This is a genomic window from Massilia putida (assembly GCF_001941825.1).
Taxonomy (GTDB): Bacteria; Pseudomonadota; Gammaproteobacteria; order Burkholderiales; family Burkholderiaceae_D; genus Telluria; species Telluria putida.
This window is the reverse complement of sequence record NZ_CP019038.1, coordinates 1,048,155-1,065,360: the sequence shown is the minus strand read 5'-3', so window position 1 is coordinate 1,065,360 and position 17,206 is coordinate 1,048,155. Positions and strand designations below refer to the sequence as shown.

At 67.2% G+C, this 17,206-nt stretch carries 14 protein-coding genes; 2 read left to right on the top strand and 12 right to left on the bottom strand.

Features of this window, described 5'->3' with window-relative positions; genetic code table 11:
* Positions 1-18: 18 nt before the first annotated feature.
* Positions 19-1,992: a tetratricopeptide repeat-containing diguanylate cyclase gene (locus BVG12_RS07010; RefSeq protein ID WP_075791804.1), complete on the top strand. Its 1,974-nt coding sequence runs from the start codon at positions 19-21 to the stop codon at positions 1,990-1,992.
* On the opposite strand, the gene BVG12_RS07005 is transcribed toward BVG12_RS07010, so the two are convergent.
* From BVG12_RS07005 to BVG12_RS06950, 12 genes are all read right to left on the bottom strand, one after another.
* On the bottom strand, positions 1,955-2,857 hold the full coding sequence (locus BVG12_RS07005; RefSeq protein ID WP_075796244.1) for a LysR family transcriptional regulator: 903 nt from the start codon (positions 2,855-2,857) through the stop codon (positions 1,955-1,957). The genes BVG12_RS07010 and BVG12_RS07005 overlap by 38 nt on opposite strands.
* A 66-nt stretch (positions 2,858-2,923) precedes the next feature.
* Positions 2,924-4,240 (bottom strand): DUF3138 family protein, encoded by a 1,317-nt coding sequence (locus BVG12_RS07000; protein WP_075791803.1) that lies wholly within the window; start codon positions 4,238-4,240, stop codon positions 2,924-2,926.
* Entirely contained in the window at positions 4,237-5,124 is an 888-nt protein-coding gene (locus BVG12_RS06995) for an ABC transporter permease (RefSeq protein WP_075791802.1), read from the bottom strand. The genes BVG12_RS07000 and BVG12_RS06995 overlap by 4 nt, the downstream gene beginning before the upstream one ends.
* On the bottom strand, positions 5,121-6,014 hold the full coding sequence (locus tag BVG12_RS06990) for an ABC transporter permease (RefSeq protein ID WP_075791801.1): 894 nt from the start codon (positions 6,012-6,014) through the stop codon (positions 5,121-5,123). The genes BVG12_RS06995 and BVG12_RS06990 overlap by 4 nt, the downstream gene beginning before the upstream one ends.
* A 10-nt stretch (positions 6,015-6,024) precedes the next feature.
* On the bottom strand, positions 6,025-7,146 hold the full coding sequence (locus BVG12_RS06985; protein ID WP_075791800.1) for an ABC transporter ATP-binding protein: 1,122 nt from the start codon (positions 7,144-7,146) through the stop codon (positions 6,025-6,027).
* A 72-nt stretch (positions 7,147-7,218) separates the two neighbouring features.
* The gene (locus BVG12_RS06980; RefSeq protein WP_075791799.1) at positions 7,219-8,319 is read right to left on the bottom strand and encodes a polyamine ABC transporter substrate-binding protein; all 1,101 of its coding nucleotides are present in this window, start codon (positions 8,317-8,319) and stop codon (positions 7,219-7,221) included.
* A gap of 116 nt (positions 8,320-8,435) precedes the next feature.
* Positions 8,436-8,774, bottom strand: a complete 339-nt coding sequence (locus BVG12_RS06975; RefSeq protein WP_075791798.1) for a cupin domain-containing protein — start codon at positions 8,772-8,774, stop codon at positions 8,436-8,438.
* A gap of 30 nt (positions 8,775-8,804) precedes the next feature.
* On the bottom strand, positions 8,805-10,295 hold the full coding sequence (locus BVG12_RS06970; RefSeq protein ID WP_075796243.1) for an aldehyde dehydrogenase family protein: 1,491 nt from the start codon (positions 10,293-10,295) through the stop codon (positions 8,805-8,807).
* A 5-nt stretch (positions 10,296-10,300) separates the two neighbouring features.
* Positions 10,301-11,257 carry an agmatinase gene (gene speB, locus BVG12_RS06965; protein WP_075791797.1) on the bottom strand — a complete coding sequence of 319 codons (957 nt, stop codon included), beginning with the start codon at positions 11,255-11,257 and terminating at the stop codon, positions 10,301-10,303.
* A gap of 118 nt (positions 11,258-11,375) precedes the next feature.
* A complete protein-coding gene (locus BVG12_RS06960) occupies positions 11,376-12,767 on the bottom strand; it encodes an NAD(P)/FAD-dependent oxidoreductase (protein ID WP_083684699.1) in 1,392 nt (463 codons plus the stop codon).
* Positions 12,768-12,875: 108 nt separating this feature from the next.
* Complete coding sequence (locus BVG12_RS06955) at positions 12,876-14,330, bottom strand: NAD-dependent succinate-semialdehyde dehydrogenase (protein WP_075791795.1); 1,455 nt, start codon at positions 14,328-14,330, stop codon at positions 12,876-12,878.
* Between the two features lie 12 nt (positions 14,331-14,342).
* Entirely contained in the window at positions 14,343-15,608 is a 1,266-nt protein-coding gene (locus tag BVG12_RS06950; protein ID WP_075791794.1) for a 4-aminobutyrate--2-oxoglutarate transaminase, read from the bottom strand.
* A 98-nt stretch (positions 15,609-15,706) separates the two neighbouring features.
* Here BVG12_RS06950 and pdxR point away from each other — a divergent pair, with 98 nt between their 5' ends.
* Positions 15,707-17,194: a MocR-like pyridoxine biosynthesis transcription factor PdxR gene (pdxR, locus tag BVG12_RS06945; RefSeq protein WP_075791793.1), complete on the top strand. Its 1,488-nt coding sequence runs from the start codon at positions 15,707-15,709 to the stop codon at positions 17,192-17,194.
* The last annotated feature ends 12 nt before the right edge of the window (positions 17,195-17,206 follow it).

Here is a 17,206-nt window from a genome sequence, read left to right as displayed (position 1 = left end):
GTTGTACGCCGGATATTGTTGGGCCTGCTACTCGTCTGCCAGGCGGCCGTGGCCCGGTCCGGCGACCCGCATGAAGACTTCACCCGCGACCTGACCATCGTCAGGGAAGAATCCTACGTCATGCCGCACGAGGCGCTGCGCCGGCTCGAGGCGCTGAAGCAGGGGCACACGGGCCGCGAACTGGGCCAGGTGCTCGTCGTGACGAGTCGCGCCTATTGGTGGCTCAAGGACAAGAACCGGGCCGTCGACGCCGCCCTTGGCGCGGAACGGCTCGGCCGCGACCTGCATGACGACGACTTGCTGGCCAAGGCGATGCTGAGCCATGCGTATGCGTTGTCCAAGTTCGTGCACGACCAGGAAGCGGCGCGCCGCCTGATCCAGGGTGCCGCCCGGCTCGCGGACGAGACGTCCGACCCGTATCTGAAAACGCAGGCACTCGTCACGCAGGGACTGCTGGCGGAGGAGGATGGCGACACGGCGGGCGGCATCGATCTCGTGACGCGCGCGGCGGACGCCGCGCGGGCCGGCAACGATCCGGACGCCCTGCAAATGGCGTTGCGCGAACAGGCGCGCCTGCTGGCCGGCGTCGGCAAATACACGGAGGCGCTGGCGCGCACCGATGAAATGATCGCCGTCGCGCGGGCGCGCGGGATCGCCGGCCAACTCGCGCATGCGCGCCTGTCGGAGTACGCGACGGCCGCGCGCGCGGGCAATCCGAAGCGGGCGGAAAGCGCGCTGCGGTCCGCGGTGGAGCTCCTCGAGAAACTCCATGCGCAAGAGCGGCTGGCGGTGCCGCTGGCGCATCTGGCGGAGCTCTACATGCAAAGCCGGCGCTTCGGTGAAGCGGAGCGGGCGGCCGTGGCGGCGCTGCGCATCTCGCGCGCGGTCGGCGACGACTACGGCATCCAGCTCGCCTCGTTCGAACTCGGTCTGACGCAGATCTACTTCCGCAATATCGCCGAGGGCAGGGCGATGGCGGACAAGGCGCTCGACGCCTTGAGCAGCGACGACCAGTACGTGCGCATGCTGCTCAATTACGGGCATGCGCTGGGCCAGGTCGGTTTCGGCGAAGCGGCGCTGACGATCTACGAAAAAGCCGGTTCCGTGTCGCTGGCCGCGTGGCGCAAGGAAAAGCAGCTGTCCTACGAGGCGCTGCAGCGCGCCTGGGACAACCAGAAGAAGCAGACCGAGCTCGCCGCGCTCCACCACGAGAGCGTGCTGAAAGCGGCCGAATTGAAGAACGCCCGGCGCCAGCGCAGCCTGTGGGTGGCGCTCAGCGCGACGACCTGCATCGGCGTCGTCCTGATCGCACTGCTGTACCGCCGCGTGGCGAAGGCCAACAAGGCGCTGCAGCAAAAGAACGAGCAGCTGTACCTGCAAAGCACGCGCGATTCGCTGACGGGGCTCTTCAACCGGCATTACTTTTACGAGCAGGTCGTGCCGCGCCATCACCGCAAGGCCGGCCCGGCGTCCGACCGGCGCGCCGGCGCGGAGGGCCGCACGGGCGGCGTGTTCCTGTTGATGGACGTGGACCGCTTCAAGTCGATCAACGACACGCTGGGCCATGGCGCCGGCGACGTCGTGCTGAAAAACGTCGCGGCGCGCCTTGGCGCCACGTTGCGCGAACAGGATGTGCTGATCCGCTGGGGCGGCGAGGAATTCCTGGCCTACCTGCCGGGCATCGGCACGGAGGAGGCGCGGCAGGTCTGCGCGCGCGTGCTGGCGGCCGTGGGCGGCACGCCGATCGCGCTCGACGACCGCGAACTCACCGCGACGATTTCCATCGGCTTCTGCCCCAAGTCCCTGACCCCGGGCGCGATCGATCCGGATTGGGAGCAGTTGGTCCACCTCGCCGACCTGTGCCTGTACGCGGCCAAGACGGGCGGCCGCCGACGGCGTGCTGGGATTGATGAGCGTGCGAGGTCCCGACGCGACGCTCGCCCGCGCCGCCTGATTACAGCAGCTCGATCGCCGCGCGCAGGTCGCTCATGAAGGCTTCAATGACGTCGCTGCGCCGGCTCGCCTTGCGCACGCACGTGTGGATCGTGACGCGGTACGCCAGTTCGTCCGTGTTCAGCGGCTGCAGCAGGCCGAGTTTCACGTACGGCTTGGCGAAGTGCGCGGGCAGGAAGCCGCAGTAACGGCCCGACATGATCAGCACGGCCACGGCTTCCATATTGTCGGCGCGCGCGCCATAGTTTTGCTGGCCGAACTGGCTCTCGAATTCCGGCACGGGATAGCTACGGCCGATCCATTCGTAATTGCCCACATCGACGGTGCCGATGCGGTCCGCGGTGCCGAACAGCGAGTGGCCGCGGCCGCAGTAGGCGATCTGCGTCTCCACGTACAGCGGCACATATTCCAGCTCGGGTAGCTGGTGCCAGAAATAGCCGATGCCGAGATCGAGTTCGCCGGCCAGCATCTGTTCCTCGATCTCGTTCGGTGAACGGTTGAAGATGTGGAAGCGCACGGCCTCGTCGCGCTTGCGGAACGTGGCGATGGCGAGTCCCAGCTTGGCGTTCTGCACGGGGTCCGTGTGGCCGATCAGACCGATGCGCAGCGAGCCGCTCAACTTCTTTTCGATGTTGCGCGCCTCTTCGCAGAAGTCGTTGACGACGTCGAGCATGCGTCGCGCCGCCTGGGCGAAGCGCTCGCCCTTGGGCGTGAGGCGGAAGCCGCTGCGGCCGCGGTCGCACAGGCGGAAGCCCAGGCGGGCCTCCAGCGTGGAGAGTTGGGTGCTGATCGTGGACTGGTTCACGTTCAGCATGGCCTGCGCGAGCGACAGGCCGCCGGCGTCGACGACCGCCAGGAAGACGCGGATCAGGCGGAGGTCGAGATCGGAAAGGTTCGTCAGCATGGGTGCATTGTCCATCAGCGGCGGCGACAGCGTCAATTCCGCGGAACGGACGCTGTCGCAGATGCGTCAGAACGTGACGACGAGCGAAGTCGCGAGCAGGTCGTTGTGCTTGCGGTAGCGGTTCGTGGACTCGTCCAGGAACGCGGCCTGGCTGGCCCAGTCGCGCCGCGCCTCGAACTTCAGGATCGCGTTCGACTTGATCGTGTAATTCCCGCCCAGGGTCAGCTCCGACCGGTTCGTGCCCGACACCGCGCCCGGCGTGCCGCGCGCCAGCGCCTGCGCGAGGGCGTCGGCCGTCGGGCCGAAGCCGTTGCGGTAGTCGCCGGCGCCGGGATCGGCCACGGCCGCATCCGAGCAGCCGACCGCTTCGCCCGCGGCATCCGCGCAGCCGGTGAAGAGGGTCGCGATGGTGCCGCCGCCGTTCTTGTCGTTGACGAGGCGGTCGGCGCGGGCGATCAGTTCCAGCCGGGGCGTGACCTTGTACGTGCCGAGCAGCGAGGCGCCGATCCACTGCGCGTCGCCGCCGTTGAACGCCATGCCGCGCCAGCGTCCCGCGTTGACCTGCGCATTCACGTTCAGCGTGCCGCGCGTGAAGAACGCGTCCGAGGACAGCATGGCGATGCGCTGGCCGAGATACTTGCCGAACTGGCCCGTCACGCCGATGCCGCTGTACTCGCCGTTGGCGAAATCCGTGCGGAACACGAGGATCGGATTGTGCTCGTGGTCCTTGAAGCTCGACTTGTTCATGTTGGCGACAAGGACCTTGGTCGTCCACGCGTCGCGCACGAATTCTACGCCGGCGCCGGCGTAGTAGCTGGCCTGGGTGAAGTCGAACAGCAGGTTGTGCGTGACGAGTTTCGTCTGGTGCGCGAGGAAGAACTCGTAGCCCGTGAAGTCGGCGAACTGGCCGGCGACGAGGCGCGTGTTCTGGTCTTCCAGCGGAATCGTGACGGTCGCTTCGTGCACGATGGAGCCGAGGTTGAACGTGGAGCTGGAACTCTTGTGCGGGACGAGCTGCAGGTGGAATTTCGTCCCGTTCTGCAGCTCCTTGTCGAACTGCAGCAGCACCATGCCGAAGAACGAGTTGTCGAAGGCATAGGCGGAATCCTGACCGGCCGCGCCGCGGTCGACGGCGTCGAAGTTGTTCAGGAAGTTGAAACCCGCGCTGCGCCGGTTGCTGCTCGCGATATACGTCGGGTCCATCATGCCGCTGATTTTTAATCCTTCGAAGCCCGATTCTTCGCGTGCATCCTCGAGCGCGTCGAGCTTCAGCTGCAGCTTGCGCACGTCGGCGCGGAGCTGTTCGACATCGGTCTCCTGTGCGGTCGCGGCGCCTGCCGCGAGCAGGCAGGCGGCCAGGGTGAGTTTTCTGGTGATGTTCATCGTGTCTCCTCCGTGAGTTTCCATTCGTGGTTTGTTGTTGTGGGTTTGGACAGCTTGCTGGGCTCTTCCCAGTCGGCGCGCCGCTCGCGCTCACGCCGCCGGCGCAGCCGGGCTTCGTACAGCGCGGACAGCACGACGCCCACGGTGACGACCAGGATCGTCACGGAGGCGACCGCGTTGACCGTGGGGTTCAAGCCGAACTTGGCGCGTGAGAAGATCACGACGGGGAGCGTCGTCGCACCCGGGCCGGCGAGGAAGGCGGAGATCACGACGTCGTCGAACGACAGGGTGAAGGTCAGCAGGAACGCCGACAGCAGCGCCGGCGCGATCAGAGGCAGGGTGACCAGAAAGAACACCTGCAGCGGACGGGCGCCCAGGTCCTGCGCCGCTTCCTCCAGCGCGGGATTCAGTTCGCGCAGCCGCGACATGATCACGACGGCGGCGTACGCCATCCCGAGCTGCGTGTGGCCGATCAGGATCGTCAGCATGTCGCGCTGGCCGAAGCCAAGCAGGTCCTGCGCCATCACGAGCAGCAGCATGATCGACAGGCCGACGATCACTTCCGGCATCACGAGCGGCAGGTTCAGCATGCTGCCGAACAGGATGCGGCCGCGAAAGCGCGTGAAGCGCACGAGCGCATAGCCGCCGAAGGTGCCGAGGACGACGGACAGCAGGCCGCACAGGAACGCCGTCTTGATCGACAGGGTGAAGCCGGCCAGCAGTTCCTCGTCGCGCAGCAGCGCCTCGTACCACTTGAGCGAAAAGCGCGACCACACCGTCACGAGCGTCGATTCGTTGAACGAAAAGACGACGAGCGACACGATCGGGAGGTACAGGAAGGCATACACCGCGGCCATCCACGCGCGGGAAAACAGCTTGATCATCGTTTCTCTCCTTCGGCCGCGCCGTTCTGGAACTTGTTGAAGACGGCCATCGGCACCAGGATCAAGAGGATCATCACGACGGCGACGGCGGAGGCCATCGCCCAGTCGTTATTGCCGAAGAATTCGTCCCACAGCACGCGGCCGATCATCAGCGTCTCCGGCCCGCCCAGCAGTTCCGGGATCACGTATTCGCCCAAGGACGGGATGAACACCAGCATGCTGCCGGCGACGATGCCGTTCTTCGACAGCGGCACCGTGATGCGCCAGAACGCCTGCCACGGCGTGGCGCCCAGGTCGGCCGCCGCTTCCAGCAGGCGCACGTCGAACTTCTGCAGGTTCGCGTACAACGGCAGGATCATGAACGGCAGGTAGGTGTAGACCATGCCGAGGCACAGCGAGAACTGCGTGTTCAGCATGTGCAGCGGTTCGTGGATCAGGCCGAAGTGCAGCATCACGTTGTTGAACAGGCCGTTGTTCGCGAGAAGGGCCTTCCACGAGTAGATGCGGATCAGGAAGGAGGTCCAGAACGGCAGCATCACGGCCATCAGCAGCGCCGGACGCGCGGCCTCGCGCGAGCGGGCCATGAACCACGCGAACGGGTAGCCGATCGCGAGGCACAGCGCCGTGTTGACGGCGGCGTACTTGATCGACGAGAGATAGGTCTGCAGGTATAGCGGGTCGGTGAACAGGAAGACGAACTTGTTGAAGTCGAGCTTCACGCTCAGGACGCCGTCCGCGAGCTTCCAGGGCCGCACGAGCGTGGCGACGTCCATCTGCGACACGCTGAACTGCAGGATGATGAGGGCCGGGATCGCCGTCAAGGTGACGAGCCACAGCATGGGCACGCCGATGATCAGGCGGCGGCCGGCCCGGGTTCGGAGGGTGGACATGACGTGGCTCCTATTCCGCGAGGACGACCATCGCGTCCTCGCTCCAGTGCAGGTAGACCTGGTCGCCCGCGTCGAATCCGAGATCGTCGTGACGGTACTGGTTGAGGTGCGTGACCTTCACGCGCTGGCCGTCCGCCAGGCGCACGTGGAACGCGGTCAGGTTGCCGGTGTACGACAGCTCTTCGATGGCGCCCTGCACCTGGTTGTACGGCTGGCCGGTCGGCGTGCGCGAGATCGAGATCTTTTCCGGACGCAGCGCCACGCCGGCCGGTTTGCCGCGCACGCCGCCGACGCCGCGCCCGACATGGATCGGGCAGTTGGGCGTGCGGATGACGGCGTGGTCGGCGTGAACCTCGGCGAAGCTGCCTTCGAACAGGTTGACGCTGCCGATGAAATCCGCGACGAACCGGCAGTTCGGCGATTCATAGATGTCCTCGGGCGAGCCGACCTGCAGGAAGCGGCCTTCGCTCATGATCGCGATACGCGACGCCATGGTCATCGCTTCTTCCTGGTCGTGCGTGACCATCACGCAGGTCACGCCCACGCGCTGGATGATGTCGACCAGTTCGAGCTGGGTCTGTTCGCGCAGCTTCTTGTCCAGCGCCCCGAGCGGCTCGTCGAGCAGCAGCAGTTGCGGGCGCTTGGCGAGCGAGCGGGCGAGGGCGACGCGCTGCTGCTGGCCGCCGGACAGTTGATGCGGCTTGCGGCGCGCGTATTTTTCCAGCTGGACGAGGCGCAGGTTCTGCTCGACGCGTTCCCGCACCTGGTGCTTCGGCAGGCCGTCGCGGCGCAGGCCGAACGCGATGTTGTCCCAAACCGTCATGTGCGGGAACAGCGCGTAGGACTGGAACATCATGTTGATGGGACGCTCGTACGGCGGCAGCGGCGTGATGTCGCGGCCCGCGAGACGGATGCGGCCGCTGCTCGGGGTCTCGAAACCGGCGAGCATGCGCAGCAGCGTGGACTTGCCGCAGCCGGAACTGCCGAGCAGGGCGAAGATCTCGCCCCTGCCGACGGCGAGGTGGATGTCGTCGACGGCAGTGACGGCGTTGTCGAAGACCTTGCTGACGCCTTCGATGGAAAGGAATGTCTCCTGGTTGGGCAAGGGGCTGCCCTGGCTCTGTGCGGCCATGTGATTCTCCTTCGTGGATTGCGTGTGCCCCCGGCGCGCGCTTCAGGCAGAAGCGCGCGCCGGGACCGGGCATCAGAGTCCCGTCTTGAAGCGCGTGTACAGGCGCGTCATGAGGCGGCGCGTGTCCGCGCCGACGGCTTCCGGGGGGACCATCTTCTTCATGTCCTCGGGTGACAGGAACAGCGTCTTGTTCTGCGCGACGGCCGGCTTGATGAACTTGAGCGATTCCTTGTTCGCGTTCGCGTACAGGACCTTGTTCGTGATCGACGCATGCACTTCCGGCCGCAGGATGTAGTTCATCCACAGATGGGCGTTGTGCGGATGGGGCGCGTCGGCCGGAATCGCCATCGATTCGAACGTCAGCAGGCCGCCGTTCGCGGGGATCAGCGCCTCGATCTTCTGGCCGGTCTTGTTGTCGATGGCGCGCTGGCGGGCCACGTTGAAGTCGCCCGACCAGCCCAGCGCCACGCAGATGGAACCGTTGGCGAGGTCGTTGATATAACCGGTCGTCGAGAACAGCGTCACGTACGGCCGGATCTTTTCCAGCATGTTGAACGCTTCCTGGTAGTCGGCCGGGCTCTTGCTGTACGGGTTCTTGCCCATCGCGTGCAGCGCGGACGGCAGCACCTCGGACGCGGCGTCCAGCAGCGACACGCCGCAGGACTTCAGCTTGCTCACGTATTCCGGCTTGTAGATCAGGTCCCAGAGGTTGGCCGGCATCGGCGTGCCGCCCAGCGCCGTCTTGACCTTGTCGACGTTGATGCCGACCGTCGTATAGCCCCACAGCCAGGGCACGAGGTACTGGTTGCCCGGATCGACCTTGGCCATCTGCGCCTGGATGGCCGGGTCGAGGTTGGCCAGGTTGGGGAGCAGGGCCTTGTTCACCTTCTGCATCAGGCCCGCCTCGATCTGCATCTTGGCCCAGATCGAGGACGGCACGACGATATCGTAGCCCGTGCGGCCGCCGACCAGTTTGGCGTGCAGGATTTCGTTCGTGTCGTAGATGTCGTAGCGGACCTTGATGCCGGTTTCCTTTTCGAAGTTGGCGACCGTGTCCGGGGCAATGTATTCGGCCCAGTTGTAGATGTTCAGGACCTTTTCTTCCTGGGCGGAGGCAGCGCCGCAGGCAAGGAGGAGGATTGCGCCGGCGAGGAATCGTGTATTGGGTTTCATGTCAAACTTTCGTCGATGTGAATGCAACCAAAACGCGGGCAAGACGATCCCCCGGGCGCACGGCGCCCCTTATGGTGGAGGATGATTGTCCTGCCCCGGGAAGGGCTGGCGGGTGCTTACTCGAGCACGACGTAGAACTTCTTTGCGTCTTCGAGCGTCTCCCAGCGGCCGGCGAATCCGCGCGGCAGCACATAGCCCTGGCCTGCGCCGAATTCGCGGCGGCCGCCCGCGCCGTCCACGAGGGCGATGCGACCTTGCGTGATCCAGCACGCCTCGTCATACGGCATGGCGGGGAAGTCGAGCGCGCCGACCTTGCCCTCCCACAGCCCGACGGCGTAGATGCCGTTGCGGCCTTCCGCGGCGCGCCAGTCGCTTTCGTCCATGCCGTAGTTCAGTTGCTGGAACTCGGCGATGCCGGCCTCGATTGCAACGATGTCTGCGACGGTTTTCGTCATGATGTCTCCTTGATGTGATGGTTGTTATGTTCAGGCGGTGCGCAGCACCTGTTTCATTTCCTGGTACGCCCGCAGGCCCGCGACGCCCAGTTCGCGCCCGATGCTGCTGCGCTTGAATCCGCCCCACGACGTGCCGGGAAAGATGACCTGCGGCGCATTGACCCACACGAGGCCCGCCTGCAGGCCCTGCGACATCGATTGCGCCGCCGCCGCGTCCTCGCTGACGATCGTGGCGACGAGGCCGAAATCGCTGTCGTTCGCGATGCGCACGGCCTCCTCGTTCGTCGCGAAACGGCGCAGGCAGGCGACGGGGCCGAAGATCTCTTCCGTCCACAGCGGATGCGCGGGCGGGACGTCGGTGTACACGCGCGGCGCGACGAAGAAGCCGTTCGCATCCAGCGGCACGCTGCCTTGCGCGGCCAGCGGAATGCGGTCCGCCTCGGCACGGGCGACGTAGTCCAGCACGCGTTCCTGCTGCCGGCGGCTGATCACGGGCCCCATGTTCGCGTCGGGATGCTGGCGGCCGCCGACCTTGATCGCGTCGACGGCCGCGCGCAGGCGGGCCGTGAATTCGGCGTGGACGCCGTCGTGCACGAGGATGCGCGACGTGGCGGAGCACATCTGGCCGGCGTTGCAGAACGCGCCGCCGACGGCCAGGTCCACGGCCAGCGCCAGGTTCGCGTCGGCGCACACGATCAGTGCCGACTTGCCGCCCAGTTCCAGGCTGACGCGGGCGATCCGCTTTGCGCAGGCGGCCATGACGGCGCTGCCCACGGCGGTGCTGCCCGTGAACGAGATCTTGGCCACAATCGGATGGTCGACCAGGGCGCGGCCCGTGTCGGCGCCGCCGAACACGAGATTCAGCACGCCCGGCGGCAGGCCCGCCTCGTGCACGAGCGTGGCCAGCGCCAGCTCGGCGACCGGAGTCAGTTCGCTGGGCTTCAGGACGACGGCGCAGCCGGCGGCCAGCGCGGCGGCCAGCTTCCACGCGGTCGTCACCATCGGGAAGTTCCATGGCGTGACGAGGCCGACGACGCCGCACGGCTCGTAATGCATCTGCGCCGCGAACCCGCCCACGCCGGCGCCGACGTCGAGGTCCTCGACCTGCAGCGTCTTCATCGTCGCGCACAAGTCGCCGTAATAGCGGAAGGTGTTGATGACGTCGAGGACGTCGACCTCGGCCTCGCCCGCGGGCTTGCCGTTGTTGTGGACCTGGATGCGGGCCAGCAGGTCGTGCGCTTGTTCGACGCGATCGGCGATGGCGCGCAGCACGCGTGCGCGCTCCAGCCGGTTGCGGGCGCGCCAGGCCGGCAGCGCGGCCTGGGCGGCGGCCACGGCGCGCGCGACCTGGGAGGCGTCGGCGGCGCCGAATTCGCCGACCGCGGTGCCGGTCGACGGATCGAACACGAGGTGCTGGGCGCCGTTGCCGGCCTCGCAGGCGCCGTCGATCAGCGCGCCCGGCAGGGCCAGCGCCGCGCCGCTATCCAGTGCGGCAGCCAGTTCGGTTGGGGTGGTGGCCATGGCGATCATCGGTAGTTCACGCCGGGAAGCACGCACAGCATCTCGAAGGCGAGGTTCGCCGCCAGCAGCGACGTCACGCCGGCGTTGTCGTAGGCGGGCGCCACTTCGACGACGTCGGCCCCGACGATGTTCAGGCCGCGCAGGCCGCGCACGATTTCCAGGCCCTGGGCGACGGTGAGGCCGCCGATCTCCGGCGTGCCGGTGCCCGGCGCGAACGCGGGATCGATGCCGTCGACGTCGAAGCTGACGTAGACGGGGCGGTCGCCGACGCGCTCGCGGATCTGCGCGGCCAGCGGCGCCAGCGAGCGGTTCCAGCATTCCTCGACCTGCACGACGGTGAAGCCCTGGCGGCGGCACCAGTCGAAGTCCTCGGCCTCGTAGCCGGTGCCGCGCAAGCCGATCTGCGTGACGTACTCGCACTGCAGCAGGCCTTCCTCGACGGCGCGGCGGAACGGCGTGCCGTGCGCGATCTTTTCGCCGAACATGGTGTCGTTGACGTCCGCGTGGGCGTCCACGTGCACCAGCGCCACGGGGCCATGCTTGCGGGCGATGGCACGCAGGATCGGCAGGGTGACCGTGTGGTCGCCGCCCAGCGAGATCGGCACGCAGTCGTGGGCGAGGATGCCGTCGTACGCCTCTTCGATGCGGCGGATCGAATCCAGGAGGTTGTACGGATTGATGGCGACGTCGCCGATGTCCGCGACCTGCAGCGAATCGAAGGGCGCGGCGCGGGTCGCCATATTGTAGGGGCGCAGCAGCACGGATTCGGCGCGCACGTGGCGCGGGCCGAGGCGTGCGCCGCTGCGGTTCGACGTGCCCAGGTCGAACGGTACGCCGACGAAGCAGGCGTCCAGGCCGGCTGCGGACCGGGCGTGCGGCAGGCGCATCATCGTCGCGATGCCGCCGCTGCGCGGCATGGCATTGCCGCCCAGGGGTTGGTTGAAGGTCGTCTCGTTATGCATGTCGTGGTTGTCCTGTATTCGTTCTTCCCGTACCGGGTATGGCTACGTTACCGCGCCGGTACGCATCGAAAAATAGTGAAGTGGGGATGTTCACATCGGCTGTGCCGATGCTGAGGCATCACATCGGGAAGCCGAGTCGCTTGATCCCGTCGATCCACATGCGCTTCCAGCCGCCTTGCTCGTCGGCGCCGTCGAAGGCGTGGAAGGTGATCTTGGCGCCGGCCCAGCGCAGCGGCTCGGGCGGGATCCACGACGGGCCCTGCGTGGAGATGTCCAGCTTGCGTTCGGGCGTGTCGCGGTCGAACAGGATGTTCAGGCCCATCAGCGCGCCGAAGCGGCTGCCCGCCACGCCGAAGCCCGTGTAGCCTGCGACGTACACGACCTTTTCGTCGAAGTAGCGGCGCGCGAACACGGCGCCGCGCGAACAATAGTCGATCGGGCCGCCCCAGGCGTGCGAGAAGCCGACGTCGGAGAGCTGCGGGAACGTTTTATGGAACACCGCGCCCAGCTTGTAGTACGTGGCCTCGATGCGGTCCGCGGCCGGGTTGTCGTTGCCGTCGAAGTGATAGCTGACGAGGCCCCCGAAGATGATGCGGTTGTCCTTCGTCAGGCGATAGTAATTCAGTTGCGTGCGCGTGTCGTACACGCCCTGGCGGTTCCTCCAGCCGATGCGGTCCATCTGCTCCGGCGTGAGCGGATGCGTCGCGAGCACATGGTCGCGCACCTGCATCACGCGCCGCTTGATGTCCTTGATGCCGACGTTCGCGGTGCCCGTGCCGAGCAGGATGCGCGGCGTGCGTACCTTGCCGGCCTGCGTGTGGACGAGCATCGTCTTGCCGCAGTCTTCCAGCCGGGTGAGCGGCGACATCTCGTACAGGCGCACGCCCAGCTTCAGCGCCGCGGCCTTCAGGCCCCACGCCATCTTGGCCGGATGGACGATGCCGCTGCGGTCGCGCGACCACATGGCGCCGGCGTACAAGGGCGAGGCGAGCTGCGCCTGCGCCTCCGCGCGGTCGAGCAGCACGACGTTGTGGCCGTGGCGCTTGTGCAGTTCGAAGTCTTCGCGCAAATGGTCCAGGTGGCGTTCGTCCACGGCCACCGTCATCTCGCCGTTCCATTCGAGGTCGGCGTCGATGCCGTAGCGGGCGACGGTCGCCTTGAAGCCGTCCAGGTTGTCGTGGCCAAAGCCCTCGAGGATGTCGAGGTCCTTCGGAAACACGCGGGTGGCGTTGGGCAGGCCGTGCATGACCGAGGTCGAGATGATGCCTCCCGCGCGGCCGGAGGCGCCATACGCGACCTTGCCCGCCTCGATCACGACGACGTCCAGGTAAGGCATCAGTTCCTTGGCCTGCACGGCGGCCCACAGGCCCGTGAAGCCGCCGCCGACGATCACGAGGTCCGCCGTCGTCTGGCCGATCAGCTCGCGCTCCACCTGCGGCGCGGCCGGGTTGTCCAGCCAGAACGGGAACAGCTTCACGTCTTCAAAACTCTTCTTGATTGCGTCCGTCAATTCAGACTCCTGCTTGCATTCGGATACGTCCAGTCTAGCGCCGCCGACGCGCCCGAAAAATAACGGGTTGTCGAACTTTACATCGGCGGCGGACGGGGTTTAAGGCGTTCAGGCGATGCCGAGGCACACGTACTTGACGGCCAGGTAGTCGTCGATGCCGTATTTCGACCCTTCGCGCCCCAGACCCGACTGCTTGACGCCGCCGAACGGCGCCACCTCGTTCGAGATCAGGCCCGTGTTCACGCCGACCATGCCGGACTCTAGGCCTTCGGCCACCCTCCATACACGGCCGATGTCGCGCGCGTAGAAGTAGCTCGCGAGGCCGAATTCCGTGTCGTTCGCGAGCGCCAGCACCTCGGCCTCGTCATGGAAGCGGAACAGCGGCGCCACGGGGCCGAACGTTTCCTCGCGCGCGACGAGCATGGTCGCGTCGACGTCCGCCAGCACGGTCGGCCGGAAGAACGTGCCGCCCAGCGCATGGCGCTCTCCACCCGTCAGCACGCGCGCGCCTTTCGCCACGGCGTCCGCCACGTGCTGCTGCGCTTTCGCGACCGCGTCGCCGTCGATCAGCGGGCCGATGTCGACACCGGGTTCCACGCCGTGGCCGACCTTGAAGCGCTCGACGGCGACCGTCAGCTTCGCCGCGAAGGCGTCGTACACGCCGTCCTGCACATAAATCCTGTTGGCGCACACGCAGGTCTGGCCGGCGTTGCGGAATTTCGAGGCGAGCGCGCCGTCGACGGCCGCGTCGAGATCGGCATCGTCGAACACGATGAACGGCGCGTTCCCGCCCAGTTCCAGCGACAGTTTTTTGACGGTCGGCGCGCACTGCTGCATCAGCAGCCGGCCGATTTCCGTCGATCCCGTGAAGCTCAGCTTGCGGACGATCGGATTCGCACACAGCTCGCCGCCGATGGCGCGCGCATTGCCGGTGACGACGTTGAACAGGCCCGCGGGCAGCCCCGCGCGCTTCGCGAGCAGCGCCAGCGCCAGCGCGGAATAGGGCGTCGCCTCGGCCGGTTTCAGCACGACGGGGCAGCCGGCGGCCAGTGCCGGGCCGACCTTGCGGGTGATCATCGCGGCCGGGAAGTTCCACGGCGTGATCGCGGCGCACACACCCACCGGCTCCTTCGTGACGACGATGCGGCGGTCGGTCCACGGCGATTGCAGCACGTCGCCGTCGATGCGCTTGGCTTCTTCCGCGAACCACTCGACGAACGACGCGGCGTACGCGATCTCGCCCTGGGCTTCCTTTAGCGGCTTGCCCTGTTCGAGCGTCATCAGCAGCGCGAGATCGTCGGCGTTCGCGAGGATCAGGTCGTACCAGGCGCGCAGCACGGCGGCGCGCGCCTTGGCGGGCTTCGCCTTCCAGCCGGCCCAGGCGGCGTCGGCGGCGGCGATGGCGCGGGCCGTTTCGGCCGCGCCCATGTCCGGCACCGTGCCCAGGACGGCGCCGCTGGCGGGATTCGTGACGGTGACCGTGCCGCCGTCGTCGGCGTCGCAGAACACGCCGTCGATAAAGGCCTGCTGCTGGAACAGGCTCGGGTCTTTCATGAGAATCATGTCGGTGTCCTATCAGGCTTTGATGGCGGCGGCGAGGATGTCCAGCGCTTCGTCCAGCACGGCGTCCTGGATCGTCAGCGGGAACAGGAAGCGGATCACGTTGCCGTGCACCCCGCAGGTGAGCAGCAGCAGACCGTTTTCCAGCGCCACGCGCTGCACCTTCTTCGCGAAGTCCGCATCCGGTTTCTTGCCATCTGCCGTGTTGAATTCGACGGCGACCATCGCACCCAGGCCGCGCACGTCGGCGATCTGCGGCACCGTCGCGCGCAGGCCGTTCAGCGTCGTCTTCAGGCGCTCGCCCAGCTGCATGGCGCGCCCGTTGAGGCCTTCCGCCTCGATCACGTCCAGCACCGCATGGGCCGACGCGACGGCCAGCGGGTTGCCGGCGTAGGTGCCGCCCAGGCCGCCCGGGGCCGGCGCGTCCATCACGTCGGCGCGGCCGCACACGGCGGACAGCGGCATGCCGCCCGCGAGGCTCTTGGCCATCGTCGTCAGGTCCGGCGCGACGTCGTAGTGCTCCATCGCGAAGATCTTGCCGGTGCGGGCGAAGCCGGTCTGCACCTCGTCGGCGATCAGGAGGATGCCGTGTTCGTCGCAGATGTCGCGTAAGTAGCGCATCAGCGCGGGCGGCGCGACATGGAATCCGCCTTCGCCCTGCACGGGTTCGAGGATGATCGCGGCGACGCGCTTCGGATCGATGTCGGCGCGGAACAGGTTGCGGATGCCCTCGATCGCGTCGTCCACCGACACGCCGTGCAGCTCGACGGGGAACGGCGCGTGATAAGTCTCGCCGGGGAACGGACCGAAGCCGACCTTGTACGGCACGACCTTGCCCGTCAACGCCATGCTCATCATCGTGCGGCCGTGGAACCCGCCAGTGAAAGCGATCACGCCCGGACGGCCCGTGTAGGCGCGGGCGATCTTGACGGCGTTTTCCACGGCTTCCGCGCCCGTCGAGAACAGTGCGGTCTTCTTCGGGAAGTCGCCCGGCGCCAGCGCGTTGATGCGCTCGGCCAGCGCCACATAGCTTTCGTACGGGACGATCTGGTACGCCGTGTGCGTGAATTGTTCGAGCTGCGCCTGGATCGCGCTGACGAGCTTTGGATGACGGTGTCCCGTGTTCAGCACGGCGATGCCGCTGGCGAAGTCGATGAAACGGCGGCCTTCGACGTCCCACAATTCCGCGTTTTGTGCGCGGGCGGCGTAGAAGTCGCACATGACGCCCACGCCGCGCGGGGTGGCGGCGTTCTTGCGGGCTTGCAGATCGGTGTTTTTCATGATGTCTCCCAGGGAAAAGTTCTCAATGGAAGCATCGTAGGTTATGATGGCCTCATCAAATAGAGCCATTCGGCACTATCTAATAGTGCCAATTTTAGATGAGCGAAGTCTCCATTTCCGACTACCTGCAGACCCACCTGGACCGAAGCGCGACATCACGCCAGCCGATGAACCGCCAGCTGTACCGGCTGCTGCGCGACGGTATCCTTTCCAGGGCCGTCGCACCGGGCCAGCGCGTGCCGCCGTCGCGCGCGCTGGCGGCCGACCTGGGGGTGTCGCGCAACACGATCACGTACGCCTACGACCAGCTGACGGCCGAGGGCTATCTGGAAGCGCGCGTCGGCGACGGCACCTGGGTGGCGGACACGGAACCGGACATGGCGCGCCTCGCGCCCGCGCGCACGCGCGTGGCCGCACCGGCGCAGCCGGGCGGCGATGTGCTGAGTGCGCGCGGACGGCGCCTGTTGTCGGGCATTGGTGCAGGCAGCGCGCAATGGGGCGCGTTCATGCCGGGCATCCCGGACGTCACGCGCTTTCCGCACGATGTGTGGAACAAGCTGCAGCAGCGCCACTGGCGCCATGCGGAACCGCGGCTGCTGACGTATGGCGACGGCGCCGGTCACCCGGCGCTGCGCGAGGCGATCGCGAGCCACCTGCGCACGGCGCGCTCGGTCGACTGCACGGCGGAGCAGGTGATCATGACGTCGGGGACGCACCAGGCGATCCAGCTCGTGTCGACCTTGCTGGGGGAGGGCGGCGACCGCGCCTGGGTCGAAGACCCGTGCTATTGGGGCACGCGCAACGTGATCCGGTCGAGCGGCCTCGATCCCGTCGCGATTCCCGTCGATGGCGAGGGCATGTGCGTGACGGACGACGCGATGCGCGCGCCGCCGCGCTTCATCTTCGTCACGCCGTCGCACCAGTATCCGCTGGGCCCCGTGATGAGTCTCGCGCGCCGGCGGCTACTGCTGGAATACGCGGCGCAGAACGATGCCTGGATCGTGGAGGATGACTACGACAGCGAGTTCCGCTACGGCGGGCCGCCGCTCGCGTCGCTGCAGGGCCTGGACCAGCATGCGCGCACGATCTATCTCGGCACGTTCAGCAAGACGCTGTTCCCCGGCCTGCGCATCGGTTTCATGGTGGTGCCGCCGCCGCTCGCCGCGAGCTTCGCGCGCGCGAACGCGGAGATGTACCGCGACGGCCAGGGTTTCCTGCACGCCGTGCTGGCGGACTTCATCGGTGAAGGCCATTTTTCGTCGCACGTGCGGCGCATGCGCCAGCTGTACGGGGCGCGCCTGAAAGCGCTGCAGATGGCGATCCGCACGCATCTCGGTACGGGGGCCGAGATCCTCGGCAGCGACGCCGGCCTGCACCTCGTGCTGGCGCTGCCGGACGATGCGGACGACGTGGCGATCAGCGCGGCCGCGCGCGAGGCGGGAATCCTCACGCGGCCGCTGTCCGCCTACTACGCGGACGCGCACGCGCCGAATACGCGGCGCGGGCTGATGCTGGGGTATGCGGCGGTGCCGGAGGAGCGCATCGATCCGCTGTTCCGTGTGCTCGCGGGGATCGTCCGCGGCTGAATCGGCACGTCG

Bases quoted from the DNA above. Each gene is read 5' to 3' on its own strand.
- BVG12_RS07005 (WP_075796244.1), bottom strand. From the start codon at position 2,857: ATGCTGACGAACCTTTCCGATCTCGACCTCCGCCTGATCCGCGTCTTC.
- BVG12_RS07000 (WP_075791803.1), bottom strand. From the start codon at position 4,240: ATGAACATCACCAGAAAACTCACCCTGGCCGCCTGCCTGCTCGCGGCA.
- BVG12_RS06995 (WP_075791802.1), bottom strand. From the start codon at position 5,124: ATGATCAAGCTGTTTTCCCGCGCGTGGATGGCCGCGGTGTATGCCTTC.
- BVG12_RS06990 (WP_075791801.1), bottom strand. From the start codon at position 6,014: ATGTCCACCCTCCGAACCCGGGCCGGCCGCCGCCTGATCATCGGCGTG.
- BVG12_RS06985 (WP_075791800.1), bottom strand. From the start codon at position 7,146: ATGGCCGCACAGAGCCAGGGCAGCCCCTTGCCCAACCAGGAGACATTC.
- BVG12_RS06980 (WP_075791799.1), bottom strand. From the start codon at position 8,319: ATGAAACCCAATACACGATTCCTCGCCGGCGCAATCCTCCTCCTTGCC.
- BVG12_RS06975 (WP_075791798.1), bottom strand. From the start codon at position 8,774: ATGACGAAAACCGTCGCAGACATCGTTGCAATCGAGGCCGGCATCGCC.
- BVG12_RS06970 (WP_075796243.1), bottom strand. From the start codon at position 10,295: ATGGCCACCACCCCAACCGAACTGGCTGCCGCACTGGATAGCGGCGCG.
- speB (WP_075791797.1), bottom strand. From the start codon at position 11,257: ATGCATAACGAGACGACCTTCAACCAACCCCTGGGCGGCAATGCCATG.
- BVG12_RS06955 (WP_075791795.1), bottom strand. From the start codon at position 14,330: ATGATTCTCATGAAAGACCCGAGCCTGTTCCAGCAGCAGGCCTTTATC.
- BVG12_RS06950 (WP_075791794.1), bottom strand. From the start codon at position 15,608: ATGAAAAACACCGATCTGCAAGCCCGCAAGAACGCCGCCACCCCGCGC.
- pdxR (WP_075791793.1), top strand. From the start codon at position 15,707: ATGAGCGAAGTCTCCATTTCCGACTACCTGCAGACCCACCTGGACCGA.